This window comes from Paraburkholderia sp. BL6669N2 (assembly GCF_003387275.1).
Lineage (GTDB): Bacteria > Pseudomonadota > Gammaproteobacteria > Burkholderiales > Burkholderiaceae > Paraburkholderia.
This window is the reverse complement of record NZ_QUNA01000002.1, coordinates 2,351,515-2,365,812: the sequence shown is the minus strand read 5'-3', so window position 1 is coordinate 2,365,812 and position 14,298 is coordinate 2,351,515. Positions and strand designations below refer to the sequence as shown.

Annotated in this window: 14 protein-coding genes; 8 read left to right on the top strand and 6 right to left on the bottom strand. The window is 63.1% G+C overall.

Translation table 11 applies throughout. The features are described 5' to 3' along the window. Positions 1–144: 144 nt before the first annotated feature. On the top strand, positions 145–1,470 hold the full coding sequence (locus B0G80_RS33095; protein WP_258879105.1) for an MFS transporter: 1,326 nt from the start codon (positions 145–147) through the stop codon (positions 1,468–1,470). Between the two features lie 4 nt (positions 1,471–1,474). On the opposite strand, the gene B0G80_RS33090 is transcribed toward B0G80_RS33095, so the two are convergent. Together B0G80_RS33090 and B0G80_RS33085 are read right to left on the bottom strand one after the other, a co-directional pair. Continuing rightward, on the bottom strand, positions 1,475–2,515 hold the full coding sequence (locus tag B0G80_RS33090; RefSeq protein ID WP_116122052.1) for an AraC family transcriptional regulator: 1,041 nt from the start codon (positions 2,513–2,515) through the stop codon (positions 1,475–1,477). 364 nt (positions 2,516–2,879) lie between these two features. Further along, complete coding sequence (locus B0G80_RS33085; protein ID WP_116122051.1) at positions 2,880–3,905, bottom strand: nitronate monooxygenase family protein; 1,026 nt, start codon at positions 3,903–3,905, stop codon at positions 2,880–2,882. Between the two features lie 533 nt (positions 3,906–4,438). On the opposite strand from B0G80_RS33085, the gene B0G80_RS33080 reads away from it, so the two are divergent. Next, positions 4,439–6,343, top strand: a complete 1,905-nt coding sequence (locus B0G80_RS33080) for an AAA family ATPase (RefSeq protein WP_116122050.1) — start codon at positions 4,439–4,441, stop codon at positions 6,341–6,343. 88 nt (positions 6,344–6,431) lie between these two features. Here the strand turns inward: B0G80_RS33080 and B0G80_RS33075 are convergent, their stop codons facing one another. The 3 genes from B0G80_RS33075 to B0G80_RS33065 form a co-directional block, all read right to left on the bottom strand. After that, the gene (locus B0G80_RS33075) at positions 6,432–6,683 is read right to left on the bottom strand and encodes a hypothetical protein (RefSeq protein WP_116122049.1); all 252 of its coding nucleotides are present in this window, start codon (positions 6,681–6,683) and stop codon (positions 6,432–6,434) included. A 97-nt stretch (positions 6,684–6,780) separates the two neighbouring features. Further along, positions 6,781–6,915, bottom strand: a complete 135-nt coding sequence (locus B0G80_RS33070) for a hypothetical protein (RefSeq protein ID WP_408968734.1) — start codon at positions 6,913–6,915, stop codon at positions 6,781–6,783. A gap of 134 nt (positions 6,916–7,049) precedes the next feature. After that, positions 7,050–8,207, bottom strand: a complete 1,158-nt coding sequence (locus B0G80_RS33065) for an acyltransferase (protein ID WP_258879104.1) — start codon at positions 8,205–8,207, stop codon at positions 7,050–7,052. Here B0G80_RS33065 and B0G80_RS47375 point away from each other — a divergent pair. The 4 genes from B0G80_RS47375 (at position 8,206) to B0G80_RS33050 (ending at position 11,559) form a co-directional block, all read left to right on the top strand. Then, complete coding sequence (locus tag B0G80_RS47375) at positions 8,206–8,328, top strand: hypothetical protein (protein ID WP_258879103.1); 123 nt, start codon at positions 8,206–8,208, stop codon at positions 8,326–8,328. The two genes, B0G80_RS33065 and B0G80_RS47375, sit on opposite strands and share 2 nt — an antisense overlap. A gap of 111 nt (positions 8,329–8,439) precedes the next feature. Next, positions 8,440–8,628 carry a hypothetical protein gene (locus B0G80_RS33060; RefSeq protein WP_116122047.1) on the top strand — a complete coding sequence of 63 codons (189 nt, stop codon included), beginning with the start codon at positions 8,440–8,442 and terminating at the stop codon, positions 8,626–8,628. Between the two features lie 130 nt (positions 8,629–8,758). Beyond that, positions 8,759–9,892 (top strand): OpgC domain-containing protein, encoded by a 1,134-nt coding sequence (locus B0G80_RS33055; RefSeq protein WP_116122046.1) that lies wholly within the window; start codon positions 8,759–8,761, stop codon positions 9,890–9,892. A 65-nt stretch (positions 9,893–9,957) separates the two neighbouring features. Beyond that, the gene (locus B0G80_RS33050) at positions 9,958–11,559 is read left to right on the top strand and encodes a tannase/feruloyl esterase family alpha/beta hydrolase (RefSeq protein ID WP_408968731.1); all 1,602 of its coding nucleotides are present in this window, start codon (positions 9,958–9,960) and stop codon (positions 11,557–11,559) included. 169 nt (positions 11,560–11,728) lie between these two features. Here B0G80_RS33050 and B0G80_RS46155 read toward each other — a convergent pair whose 3' ends face one another. Further along, positions 11,729–12,145, bottom strand: a complete 417-nt coding sequence (locus tag B0G80_RS46155) for a hypothetical protein (protein ID WP_181920109.1) — start codon at positions 12,143–12,145, stop codon at positions 11,729–11,731. A gap of 388 nt (positions 12,146–12,533) precedes the next feature. Between B0G80_RS46155 and B0G80_RS33040 the strand changes: the two genes are divergently transcribed. Together B0G80_RS33040 and B0G80_RS33035 are read left to right on the top strand one after the other, a co-directional pair. After that, positions 12,534–13,460: an ABC transporter ATP-binding protein gene (locus B0G80_RS33040; RefSeq protein WP_106282491.1), complete on the top strand. Its 927-nt coding sequence runs from the start codon at positions 12,534–12,536 to the stop codon at positions 13,458–13,460. Then, complete coding sequence (locus B0G80_RS33035; protein ID WP_116122043.1) at positions 13,457–14,218, top strand: ABC transporter permease; 762 nt, start codon at positions 13,457–13,459, stop codon at positions 14,216–14,218. Before B0G80_RS33040 ends, B0G80_RS33035 begins: the two co-directional genes overlap by 4 nt. The last annotated feature ends 80 nt before the right edge of the window (positions 14,219–14,298 follow it).

The following is a 14,298-nucleotide window of genomic DNA, read 5'->3' as shown; positions in this document are numbered from 1 at the left end:
ACTGGCGGCGCGCGTGAGTCTGTGCGAGACCCAAGGCCCGGACCCATAAAAGTGCAGCGTGATACCTCGCCGTTAAGTCGAACAGGCAACTCGCGTTTCTTCCATAACCTTCCTGAATACCTCGACATGCGTCGACAGTCACTCATGCACACTGCTGCCGGCAAAGCGGTCCCGCTGTCCCGCGCCGAACTCAGGCGTATCGTCGCCGCCATCGTAATCGGCAATGGTTTCGTCGCTTACGACTTCACTGTCTACAGCTTTTCGGCCGTCGTGATCGGCAATCTGTTCTTTCCGTCGCACAATCCGGCGTCGTCGCTATTGCTGTCGCTCGCCACCTTCGGCGCGGGTTTCGTGATGCGCCCGCTCGGCGCGCTCATGATCGGCCATATTGCCGACAGCCGCGGCCGTAAAGCCGGGCTCACCGTATCGCTCGCCTTGATGACGCTCGGCACGTGGCTGATCGCCTGCCTGCCGGGCTATGCGTCGATCGGCCCGGCGGCGACGGTGCTGATGGTGCTCGCGCGCCTGATGCAAGGGCTCGCGGCGGGCGGCGAGATCGGCCCGGCGTCGGCCTCGCTGATGGAATCGGCCGGCTATCAGCACCGCTGTTTCATGGTGAGCTGGCGCGGCGCCAGTCAGGGCGCGGCCGCTTTCGCCGCCGCGCTGGTCGGGGCGGGCACCACGGCGCTCCTGTCGCCCGCCGCCGTGCACGAATGGGGCTGGCGGATTCCGTTCGTGGTGGGCGGCCTGATCGGTCCGGTCGGCTGGTATCTGCGCCGCCGCATGCCGACGGCCGCGCCGCAGGAGCGCACCCGGCTCAGTCCGCGGCGGCTGTTCGCGGAGCATACGCGCCCGCTCGTTTGCGGCATTCTGATGATGGCCGCGCCTTCGGTGAGCATCTATATCACCGTGTTCTACATGCCGGCCTATCTGGTGCGTACCTTGCACCGGCCGCCGACCATCAGTCTTTTGACAGCGTGCCTTTCGGGCGTCGTGATTCTGCTCGTGACGCCGCTGATCGCGCGCGCGGCCGACCGGCTCGCGAGCCGCAAGACGCTGCAGTACGCATCGCTTCTCGCCTCGCTGGCGGCGGCATGGCCCGCGTTCTGGGCGCTGACACACGGTGCGGGCGATCTCGCGGCGCTCGTCATCATCACGGCTTACGTGGCGCTCGCGGTGAACAATGCCGGCGCCGCTTCCGTGCTGATGATGGAGGCGTTCCCAGCTCACCGGCGCGCGGCCGGACTGTCGGTGATCTACAGTTTTGGCGTGGTGCTGTTCGGCGGATTTTCGCCGTTTCTGGTGACGTGGCTCATCAACCGGACAGGCGATCCGATGATCCCGGCCTGGTATCTGATGGGCGCCGCCGCGCTAACGCTGATCGCGCTGAAGGCGTTCCCGGAGGCGTTCCCAGAGGCGGAGTCCGAGCCGGACGCGTGCGCTGCCAGCGCGTCGCAGTCGCCTGCCTGACGCGCTAGGCCGCGTCGTGCAACTGCTGCAGGACGAAGGCATGGGCGCGCATGTCCTGCGGGCTCATCCCGAATGCGCGGCGAAACGCGCGGGTGAAGTCCGACGCGCTCTGAAAGCCGAGTCCAAAAGCAATTTCCGCGACCTGCAGATGCGGATAACGGACTAGTTCGTCCGCCGCCTCGCGCAGACGTCGATTGCGGATATAGGCGCCGAGTCCGCCTTCGTGCTCGAACCAGCGATAGATCGTCGCGCGCTTGAGTTGCAGCGCCTGAACCACGCTGGTCGGCGCGAGGTCGCCCTGGTGCAGATTGGCCTCGATATAGCGGCGTACCCGGCCCATCACCGCGGCCTGCAGCGCGGCGCGGCCGGCGCCGCTCAGGCGCGCTTCCTTGCGAAACGTGGCCATCAGCAATTGCGTGCCCGCCTGCAACGCATGGATGGCGCTGGCCGGATCGAGCCGCGCAATGTCGCGGGCGAGCGCCGTCATGTGATCCAACACGACGCCGGTCAACGGCGAGCCTTGCTGGACGATGCGGCCGTGAATCGACGCGCCGTCGCGCAATGCCTCGTCCACCACCGCGGCCGGTACGAACAGGCTCAGAAGGCGGCAGTCCGGGCGTTCGGCGCGAAACGGCTGGTTCAGATCGAACGCGACAATGCCTGCCACCGAGCCCGGCGCGCTGCGCTTTTTGTGCATGCCGGTGACGTGACCAATTTCCCCTTCCACGAAGAGCTGAAACACGTAGTCGCGCCGCGAATCGGTGGATACGCGGGCTACCGAGCGCTCCAGCAGCATCGAATCGGTGCGGCAGTCGGTAAAAACCATGCCGCCGACCGCGTATAAATCGATTTCGCCGCGAAATCCCCCCGCAATCTGCGCTTTCGACGGCGGCGCGTCGACCACATGCCCCACGCGACGGCGCCAGGCGAGGAATTGTTCGTCGGGCGCCAGTCCGTGCGTGCTGAAACGGCTCGTCGACGTGGCGGAGCGCGAATTGGCCGCGGCGGCCGCGGCCACATGGTGCGGCGGAGTACGCTGGTTCATTAATCGGTTGCTGCAAGCGGGAAATGTGTTTCGGTGGGGCTGCGGCGCGCATGCGGGATTTCACGCGCCGACGTCCGAATGTGAGACGGACGGTCAAGCCTAACAAAAAACCTGCATTAATGTTGCGTGATCAGATGCAGATCGTTTTCGCTGACGGCGTGGCAGGGAGTCGGCCGCCGCCCGAATGGGAATCGAAACTGCGCGCAGATATAGCGCCGAGCCGAGGAGAACCAGATCGATGCAGGCCGGTATCGCTAACAAAAGCTAATAAAAGCCAATAAAAAACAGCAGAACCTGAGAGAGCAAGTGGCGACGATGCGAACGGGCCCGAAGAGGCTCGTCGCACCTTCCCATCACCTGACTGTCAATGCACACCTGCGGCGCGGACCCGCTCCGCTGCGTCCGCCGCCTCGTTCATGAGCCGGTCGATAACTTCCGCCGCCGACGCGCACCGCTCGACCAGCGCCGACGATTCCCCCGCGAACAAGGCCATTTTTTCCAGATCGCCCACCGTGTCGCGTAGCGGGGAGACCGTGCTGAATTTGTAGATCGGCCCCTGGTCGTCGTGTGCGATTTCTTCGCGCGGCAACACGTGCGGTTGATTGCCGAACAGATGGCCGCCGGCCTCGCGCGTCACGCTGTTGGCCAGCACGCGCACCGGCGAGCCGGGCGGCCAGTTGATCGCGTAGATGTCGGTATGCACGGTGTCGCCCGCTCGGGCGTCGACGATCCGTTGCTTGTGATAGTCGTGCGCGAAAGATTCATGCGTGGCGACGAAAAGTGTGCCGCAGTGAATGCCCACCGCGCCGAGCGCGAGCGCGGCAACCAGGCCGCCACCGGTCGCGAAACCGCCCGAGGCCACCACCGGCACGCGCAAACGCTGCGTGAGTTCCGGCAGCAGCGCCATGATGCCGATGCGTCCGCGCACATGGCCGCCGGCTTCCACGCCTTGCGCGATGATTGCGTCCACGCCGGCCTGCTGCGCGGCGAGCGCTTCGTCGAGCGAGCCGACCTGCCAGAGGACGAGCGCGCCGGCATCTTTAGCCCGTTTCACCACGTCAGGCATGACGTCCCAGAAGAAGCACATGGCCGGCACCTGCGCCGCGCGGCACACGTCGAGTTGCGCATCGAGCAGCGCGGGCTCCGTCCGGAAAGGAATGAGATTGACGCCGAACGGCCGGTTCGTCGTCGCGCGCACGGCGGCGATTTCGCACTCGATCACTTCCGGCGCTTCTCCCACCATGCCGAGCAGACCGAAGCCGCCGGCTTCAGAAACGGCCACCGCTAACTCCGCGCGCGCCGGGCCGCCCATACCGGCCGAAATGATGGGATGCCGACAACCGAGCAAACGGGTCAGCGCTGTGTCGAATACCGGCGTGTTGTCGTGCATGGCAGTCCTCCCATCGTGTGGCGTCGCGGTGATGCACAGGATTGTGCAGCTCGCCGCGGCGAACCTGCATCCGCAGCGGTCTTTTTAGAGTAGATGCAGATGAACGCGGCGGCAGCGGGCATTTTTCGTCGGAGGATAAGCGAGCATGACGAGACTATATTCAGTAATTCTGACCGCTTTTAAATAGGGAGCGGTTAATAGTAGATATGCGGAATACGCAATGAATTTAGCGCTGATAAACTGTGCACCGGGAGCAGTCTCATCGCGCGCTGCACATAGCGCTCGCTCCCCAAAATCTGGCGGCTCGAAAACGCCGGATAGACGGTAGAACTAGGCCTTTTCTGCGATTTGGAAGAAGCGGCGGCACGGCATACTGGCCGTGGGCACGTCGTTAAAAAGGGACGTATGGTTGGCTGTCCTGTCTTCCAGTCATGCATGGTGTCGCATCAGTCGATTCCCCTCCGCCAACCTCTGCCCATCTGAACTTTGACAAGTATCGGGGCTCGCTTTGAGCCCGTTTTTGGAAGTGACTCATGAAGCCGCGAAACAATTCGCTTGGTAAAAGACGCACGCGCAAGATCGCCACCTCGGTGGCGGCGGCGCTTATCGCAGTGCTGCTCGCCTTCGGCGTGTGGCATTACCAGCAGCGAGCGGCACAGGTCGCGCCTGCGTTGACCGGCGTTGCGAGCCAGATGCGCCACGATTCCTCGGCATGGACGCATGAAGAGAAAGACGCCTCGCAAATGCTGCGCGATATTCACGACGCCAAGGTTGCCGCGATCGGCGTGAGTCCCAACGCGATTCTGATCTCGAAGCGCGACGGCACGAAATACTTCGTCACCGACCACAACGCGACGTTCTCGCATGCGCTGCTGCTCGGCGAGCCGAAGACGGACGAAGCCGCCGCCTATCAACTCGTCTGGCTTCCCGATGCGGATATTCAAACCGGCGGCGCGCGCTGGGTGCAGGCGTTCGATCAGGTGCGCGACGCCATCAGCGTGCTGCTGCCGTTATTGCTGGTCGGCGGCATGGTGTGGTTCATGCGCCGCGAAATGCGTGGCGGCGCGACGCTGCTCGCGAGGGCGCCCGCACTGCGTTTCGACGACGTGATCGGCGCGGGCGAAGCAAAGGCGGCGCTCGCGGACATTCGCGGTTATCTCTCCGACCCGAAGCAGTTCACGTCGATGGGCGTGCGCGCGCCGTGCGGCATTCTGATGGTGGGCGGCCCCGGCGTCGGCAAGACGCGGCTTGCGCAGGCGCTGGCCGGCGAGTGCGGCGCGAACTTCATCTCGATCACGGGCAGCTATTTCAGCGCGAAGTACTACGGCGTCGGCATCCAGAAGGTCAAGCATCTGTTCGAACTGGCGCGCAAGAATGCGCCCACGGTGATCTTCATCGACGAAGCCGACGGGCTCGCCAAGCGCACGGATACGGGCAGCGGTCCGGTGGAAGCCGAGAGCAACCGCATCATCAATCAACTGCTGGCCGAAATGGATGGCTTCGCTTCGAACGAAGGCGTGATTATCGTCGCGGCGACCAATCACCCCGACAATCTCGATGAGGCATTGCGCCGGCCGGGCCGCTTCGATCGCACCGTGCAGGTCCGTTTGCCCGATCGCGAAGACCGCGCGAAGATTTTCCGTTTCTACGCGGAGAAGCTGAAGTCGAAAGCCGCCGACATCGACTACGATCAACTGGCGCGCCTCACCACGGGTCTGTCGCCGGCAACGGTCGCGATGGTGGTGAATCAGGCGGGGCTCGTCGCGCGCAAGGTGGGCGACACCGAAATCACCTCGAAGCATTTCATGGAAGCGATCAAGATCGCACGGATCGGCGACGTGAGCGGCGCCGAGCGCGCGCTGAGCGAAGACGAACGCACCCGTATCGCCGTGCACGAAGCGGGGCATGGCCTCGTCGCCGCGTTGCTGGGCACGGGCGTGCTGGAAGAGGTCACGATTTTGCCGCGCGGCGGTGCGCTCGGCGTTGCGCTGATCACAAAAGCGCAAGACAAACACCTGTATCGCGAGACTGAGATCCGTAACGAAATCCAGGTGTTACTCGGCGGCCGCAACGCGGAAATTCTGACGTTCTCCGAAGCATCGAGCGGCGCCGCTTCGGATTTGCAGGAAGCGTCGCGCATCAGCCTCGACATGGTGTCGAAATTCGGTTTCAACAGCGACGGCGATCTGTTCAGCCTCGCGGCGCTGCCGTCGCAGTACGCGGGTCTGCAGATGAAGAGCGCTATCGAGCACGCGAATGTGCTGCTCAAGGAATTGAACCAACTGTGTTACGGCTTGCTGCATGCGTACGAGCCGGTGCTGCGCGCGATTGCGGACGAATTGCTAGAGCAGGAGACCGTGCCTGGAGAAACCGTGTACCGGCTGATCAGGGAACACAAGAGCGCATTGAAAATCGTTCACGAGCCGGAAGCGGCTTGAACGAATGATCGGCTGATTGCCTCGATCACAATCAATGGGCGGCGCCAGTTAATGGCGCCGCTTTTTTATTGACCGGCACTATCTACGACTACGCGAAATCCGATGGTCCGGGCTCTGGGACGCCCGGAGGCGTCTCGGTGTCGCCGAGTGCCTCGCCATCGGCTTCGTCAGCGGGCGGCGGCGTCTCGCCTTTTTTCGGCAGCGGTTGATCGAGACCCGGTTCGACCGGCGTGGGGATTGCGTCGCCGATTGGCTTGGAAACCTCGGTGGGCGGCCTGCCGGGATCTTCCTCGGGCTGACGCGCGGGCTCGTGCTCTTGCTCGTTCGGGGAATTGGCCATGGTTTGCCACGACGGGCTCTCCGGTTGATTGGGGTACACCGTTGTGCAGCAATGCGCGTACCACGGCCCATTTCGAACGCGCGCTAACCGTGCAAACCTATAGGCCGCCGGATTTCCAGATCATCTGCACGGCGGCGGCCACCACGAACATCAGTACCAGAATCCGGAATGCGGAGGGCGGCAAGCGATGGCGCGAGGGGCGCACCAGCAGCACGCCCGCGATCACCGGCACGCTCGTCCAGGCGGAGATCGCCAGGTCGGTGCCCGCGTGCCACGCAAGATCCGAAGCTGCCTGCTAACCGAGGCCGCACGATACCGTGCCCCCAGTTGCGCTGCTTGCAATTGAAAACGTAAGTCGCGCCTGGATCAGGCTGCGTCGGATGCGGTGCTGTCATTCCTCGACGAATGCTCTGTCCGCTCACGACGCGAAGGCGACGTCGCCGACGCAGGCCGCGTCTTCAAACGAAGGATCGGCTCTTCGATCAGCCGCCATGACAGCATCGCCATCGCAAGCGAAATCACAAACGACCCGGCGATGCCCACGACGTGCGCCCACACGGGCACCGTGCCGCCAAAGAGCGCCGCGGCGTGATGGTTGCGCGTCAGGTCCGGGATCAGATTGTGATAGAGGTAAAAGCCATAGCTGATTCGCCCGAAGCTCACCAGCCAGCCCGTTTCAAGCAGGCCGATCACGAAGGCGTTGCGGCAGCAGGCAATCGAGCACACCAGCGCCGCGATGCACATACCATACGAAGCACTGACCAGGGTGAACAGCAGTGGACTGTCCACCTCGCTCCATCTCGGTTCGGTCGCGCAGAAGCCCACCAGCGCGAGACTCAGCGCGAAGAGTGTCACGCCGTGCCCGAGCCAGCCTCGCAAGCGGCTCGCTCGCCCCGCGATCATCAAGCCGCCAATGCCACCCAACGCCAGCAACCAGAAGTTCGTCAGCGGATGCGTGTAAATGGTGATTTCCTGCCAATGCGCCGCGCGCATGGCGAGCAGCGAACCGAGCCCGGCCACGACGATCGCGACACACACCGCGCGATGCCGTCGCGTGGCAAGCAGCAGCAGGAGCGGTGCGAACACAAGATAAAACTGCTCTTCGATTGCGAGGCTCCACAAATGCGAGTAGCGCCCCGGCCAATAGTGCAGCACGGAGCCGATCCAGATATTCGACAGATAGGCGAAATGAAACGGCATGCCGCTCGCCAGTTCGGGACTTGCCATGCCGAACGCCATCAGCACGCACATCACCACCAGCATCAGGTAGTAGATCGGAAAAATGCGCAGGGTCCGGCGAAACAGAAAGCGCTTCAATTCGGCGCCGAATCGGCTCGCGCCGCTTTCAATGCGCGCGCGTTGCGCAGCAAGAATGCCGATGATCAGAAAACCGCTCAGCGCAAAAAAGATCCATACGCCGAGATGGCCAATCTCGCCGATGTCGCCGAACAGGCGGTGCTGGAAAAATACCATCAGGACTGCGATCGCACGCAATCCGTCGAAGCCGGCAATCCTATTGTTCATGTGGTCGTCTTCCAGTGCGAAGGCGGCGCGCGCGGCGCAGCCGTTCTGGGCGGTAGTGGAAGGACCGGCGCGCATCGGTGACGCTCAGGTCGGCCGTGGCGAGTTGAAGGCGTCGCAATGACGCTCGGCGAGCCGGCCGATCGCGGATCGGCCGCCCGCGTGTCCGGTCCACATGAGTGGCCGCCGTCGAACGGTGGCGTCGCGCGAATCGCGTGAGGTCCGACGGGCGTGCATGAAACCATCCTACGATGAAAAAAAGCGAAAAAAATCGCGCATTGCATTCAGCGATTTATTTTCCGTGCCGATTACCGATCTCCCGCGCGACGCTGAATTAAAGCCGCAAATCTTGCCGCGAATTGAAGACGCGATGACTCAGTATTACCGCATGCCGACAACCGAATTTCAAATCACTGCCACATGATCCGCAATTAGAGGCGCGTTGTCAGCGCCCAGCGTTGATCTGCGCAGCCTCGCTGGGAACGTTTTATTGTCATGGTGTTTCTACGAAAAACGACGCGCGGCATGCGTGCGTCTCTCCTGCGAGAACCTGAATGGAAACCCGTCGCGGCCGCCCCGGTGGAAGTCCCCTTGGAGGGCGCTCGATCGAAGTGGACTTCTTCCGCGGCGTCGTGCTGATCGTCATCGTGCTGGACCACATTCCGGGCAGCACGCTGTCGCATCTGATGCTGCATGCCTACGCGTTGTGCGATTCGGCTGAAGTGTTCGTGTTTCTCGGCGGCTATGCATCGGCGGCGGCATACACGGCGGTGCTCGCGGGCCGCGGCGAGAACGCGGCGAAGATGCGCTTCATGCGGCGCTGCTGGGAAATCTACCGTGCCTATCTGTTGACGGCGGTCTTGACGCTGCTGTCCGGCGCCATTCTCGCAACGCTGAATCTGAACCGTCCCATGGTGGACCTCACCGGCTGGCCGCCTTTTGCGGTTCAGCCGCTGCGCGACGCTTTCGATATCATGCTGCTGCGGCGCCAGCCTTATCTGTCGAGTGTATTGCCCATGTACGTGGTTTTCGCGCTCAGCGTGCCGTTCGCGGTGCCGCTGGCGCGGCGTTCGCCGCTCATGGCGGTAAACCTGAGCTTGCTGATCTGGGCGCTGGCCCGGCCGTTGGCCGCATTATTCAGCATTGACGATGTGGCCGACTGGGCTTTTAATCCGTTTGCATGGCAACTGATGTTCGTGCTCGGGATTCTCTGCCGGGTGCAACCCATCAGCGAGTGCTTTCACGCAACCCGTACCGCGCGCTGGTTCACGCGAGTCGCGGTGGTCGCGGTGCTGGCGTTCGCTATCGTCAAACTCTTCGTGCTGACGCAGCCTTTGCCCGGCGCGTTTAAACAGAATCTGTCTCCTGACCGCGTGATCAACTTCATCGTCATTGCCTGGCTCGCCGCACAGCTCGTGCGTCTGGGCAGCATCGCGTGGCTCGCGCGGCGGCTGCCCGCCGTGGTGACCGTCGGCCGCACGGGGCTCGTGTGTTTCGTTGCGGGCACACTCGTTTCGCTGATCGTCGATACGGCGACGCCGCATATGTTTCATGGCTTTCGCGGCGTGCTGATCGGTCTGGGCGGCGATCTCGTCGCTATCGGCGCCGTGCTGATGATCGCGCGCGGCTGGAACGGCTGGAAAGGGCAGAAGTCGGCTGCGGTCGCCAATGGCGCGGGTTACGGATGAGGTCGCGTCGGCGCTGTGCGCGTGTCGCGCGAGATTCGCGTGCGGTCATCCGCATTGTCGGCGCAATGTTGTGGCTGGCCGCTCAGCCAGCGCTCGCCGCGCTTGCGGAAGCGCCGCTCGCCATGCGCTGTGCGGAATTGGCGGGCGCCGTCCTGCAACCCGAACTGATTGCGTTGCCCACTGCCGGCGTGCAGATCGAAAGCGCGGCGATGGTGAGCGCGACCGCGCCCGGTAATCAGCAAGGCGGCGAGTATTGCCGTATCACCGGCCGCATCAAAGGGTTCAGCGCCACGACGCCGGATATCCGTTTTGATCTGAATTTGCCGCGCCGCTGGAATGGCCGCGCGTTGCAGATCGGTGGCGGCGGTTATAACGGCGTGGTGGTGAGCGGCACCGGCGTGATGCCGTTTTCGCCGAACCGCGCGCCGCTCGCGCAAGGTTATGCGACCTTCGGCGACGACTCGGGGCATGTCGGCGATTCATCGGTGGCGGTGTTCGGCCTCGTCGACGAGGCGGTCACTAACTTCGGCTTTGCGCATCTGAAGAAAACCCACGATGCCGCGCTTGCGCTGATTGTCCGCGCATACGGCCGGCCGCCGCAACGCATGTATTTCGCCGGCGGCTCGACCGGCGGCCGCGAAGGCTACACCGTGATGCAGCGCTATCCCGACGATTACGACGGCGTGATCGCGAATTCGCCCGCGCTCAATTTCACTGGCGTGCGTCTGCTGGGCGTGAAACTCGGCCAGGCGGAATACAGCACGCCCGACGGCTTCATTCCACCGATGCTGCTCGAACACGTCTATCAACGCACGCTCGCCGCGTGCGACCGGCTCGACGGCGCGGCGGACGGCATTGTCAGCGACGTCGCCGCATGCCGTGAGCGCGAGGCGGAGATCATCGATTCGTTGCGCTGCAGCGGACGGACGCCTTCGCACGATGAATGCCTCACCAACACGCAGCTTGCCACCTTGCTCGTGATGCGCGACGGGCTCTCGTTGCCCTACCGTTTGGCGTGGGATGTCGACGGCTACAGGGGCTACAACATTTTTCAGGGCACGCATCTGAGCGGCCTGCTCGGCCTCGCGCATCAGCCGGAGCGCTTGCCGGTGCCGACGTTTTTTGCCAACGGCTACCTGTTCGCGCAAGGCGACGGCTATATCCGCTACTTCGTCGCGCGGGACGCCGCCTTCGACTCGCTCAGGTTCGACCCGCAACACCCCGGCAAATATCGCGCGCAACTGGTCGCGCTGTCGCAGACGATCGGCGCGATGAACCCCGATCTCACGCGCTACATCGCGCGCGGCGGCAAGCTCATCACGCTGCAAGGCCTCGCCGACGAAGTCATCAGCCCGAACCAGACCATCGCTTACTACGACAGACTGGTGGCCAGGTTCGGCATCGACCAGGTCAATGGTTTCATGCGCTTGTACATGGTGCCGGGATTCCAGCACGGCAGCGGCGTGTTCATTCCATCGGTCGATCTGCTGGGCGCGCTCGACAATTGGGTGACGCGCGGGGCATCGCCCGAGACGCTGACGGCAACCGATATCGCGGCGGCGACCAATGGGCGCTCGCGTCCGCTGTGCCGCTATCCGCTGTTTCCGCGCTATGTCGGCAGAGGCAATGTGAATTCCGCCGACAGTTTCGTTTGCGCGGAGCCGTGAGCGGCAGTTATTGAAAAAATGCCTCGCAAGGGGAATGACTCGCGTGCGTGATCCGAGCCCCCGGTGGATGAACGCGTGATCGGCGCTTCAAAAAAGAGGGCGGCGAGGCTTTACATCAGCGCCGCCGCCCCGTTCGAAACTGAACCGGTCAATCCAACGACAGCCTGTTTTACTGGCCGTTCTGCGTCGTGCCGCCGGCACCGTTGTTCATGCCATTACCGGTCCCGTTGCTCATGCCTTTGTTCGTGCCTTTGTTCATGCCATTGCTCATGCCGCTGTTCGGGCGGTTCATCGACGGGCTATTGGGTGTCGCCCCAGTGCCGGTGCCCGTGCCGCCACCGGTGCCGGTCACACCCGGCGAGCCGTAGCCGGACTCGCTCGGGCTTTTCATCGACCCGGCGCCCGTGCCCGGTGTGGCAGTCCCACCCGCGCCGCCGGTCGTGCCGCCGCCCGCACCCACGCCGGTGCCGCCACCACCCGCACCGCCGCCGGCCCCTCCCGCGCCGCCGCCTGCCTGCGCATAAGCGCCGCCAGACAATGCCATCACGAGTGCCGAAGCGAAAATCGTCCTGGTAATGCGTTTCATGGTTCACCTCCATAGAGTCGGTCTAATGTCACGCAAGCGCCTGTCACTTGCATGCATGGACTGCCGCAAGCGGTGTGCCTCGCTCGAGCGCGTTTCGCTCGGACAGGCGCCGCGGCGGCACTGCCAACAATCGAGCAGGAGGCGTTCCCGGCGTCGCGCGACCAAACCGCTTTGGAAACCGAACTATTTTGCACTGCAGCGAAGCCGGCCAACTTGCGCCTTTTGCCGTGCCGGTGCGGCGCGCTTCTATCGCTCCCTCGACCCCGCGTTTCCGGCGCACCGCCGCGATGCGCTGCACGCTTTCCCACTTTCCTTTACATTGCGGGTGCGATGGTGCTTTAGCATCGCTCCCTCTAATCAAACAACGGTGTCTGCCATCGTCGATTCCATGCAGCCAATCGTCTCAGTCACGAACCTGTCGAAAACCTATGCCACCGGTTTTCATGCACTTAAAAACATCAATCTGGCCATCAACCGCGGGGAAATCTTCGCTTTGCTCGGGCCGAACGGGGCCGGCAAAACGACCCTCATCAGCATCATTTGCGGCATTGTCAACGCCAGCGCCGGCAGCGTGACGGTGGACGGCCGCGACATCGCAACCGACTATCGCGGTGCGCGCTCGCTGATCGGCCTCGTGCCGCAGGAGTTGACCACCGACTCCTTCGAAACCGTCTGGGCGACTGTCTCGTTCAGCCGCGGGCTGTTCGGCAAGCCGAAAAATCCGGCCTACGTCGAAAAGGTGTTGCGCGACCTCTCGCTGTGGGAAAAGCGCAATAGCAAGATCATCACGCTCTCGGGCGGCATGAAACGGCGCGTGCTGATCGCCAAGGCGCTCTCGCACGAGCCGCGCGTGCTGTTCCTCGACGAGCCGACCGCCGGCGTGGACGTGGAACTGCGTCGCGACATGTGGAAGCTGGTGCGCTCGCTCGCCGAGAGCGGCGTGACGATCATCCTCACCACGCACTATATCGACGAGGCCGAGGAAATGGCCGATCGCATCGGCGTGATCAGCGCGGGTGAAATCATGCTGGTCGAAGAGAAAACGGAGTTGATGCGCAAGCTCGGCAAGAAGCAGTTGACGCTGCAACTGGAGAGTCCGCTCGAGCAAGTGCCGGCCTCGCTCGCCGGTTACGGGCTCGACGTCGCGAAGGGCGGCAACGAGCTGATCTACACCTACGAAGGCGAGGGCGGGCGCACCGACATCATCGCGCTGCTCAAGGCGCTCGACGACGCCGGCATCCGCTTCAAGGACCTGCACACGACCCAAAGTTCGCTCGAAGACATCTTCGTCAGTCTGCTCCGAGGTAATCAATGAATATCTACGCGATTCGCGCCATCTACAAGTTCGAGATGGCGCGCACCTGGCGCACGCTGATGCAGAGCATTATCGCGCCGGTGATTTCGACTTCGCTGTACTTCGTCGTGTTCGGCGCGGCGATCGGTTCGCGCATCAAGGAAGTGGACGGCATCAGTTACGGCGCCTTCATCGTGCCGGGCTTGATCATGCTGTCGCTGCTGTCGCAAAGCATTTCGAACGCTTCGTTCGGGATCTACTTTCCGCGCTTTACCGGCACGATCTATGAGTTGCTGTCGGCGCCCGTATCGTATCTGGAGATCGTCGTGAGTTATGTGGGCGCGGCGGCCACCAAATCGATTCTGCTCGGACTGATCATTCTCGCCACCGCGGGCTTGTTCGTGCCGCTGCAAGTGCAGCATCCTTTCTGGATGATCCTGTTTCTCGTGCTCACGGCGGTGACGTTCAGTTTGCTCGGTTTCATTATCGGCATCTGGGCGGATAGCTTCGAGAAGCTGCAACTCGTGCCGCTTCTGATTATCACGCCGCTGACTTTTCTCGGCGGCAGTTTCTATGCGGTCAATATGCTGCCGCCGTTCTGGAAGGTCGTGACGCTGTTCAATCCGATCGTCTATCTGGTCAGCGGATTTCGCTGGAGCTTCTATGGTCTCGCCGATGTGAATGTCGAGGTGAGTCTCGCCATGACCGCACTGTTTCTGGCCGTGTTTTTGTTGATCGTCGCGTGGATCTTCAAGACGGGTTATCGGCTCAAGACCTGAGGGCATGAGCGCGCGCATGCAAACGTCAGCCCGGCAAGCGCGGTGCGATCGCAACCGGCTTTTCGGGTGTCCGGCACGCG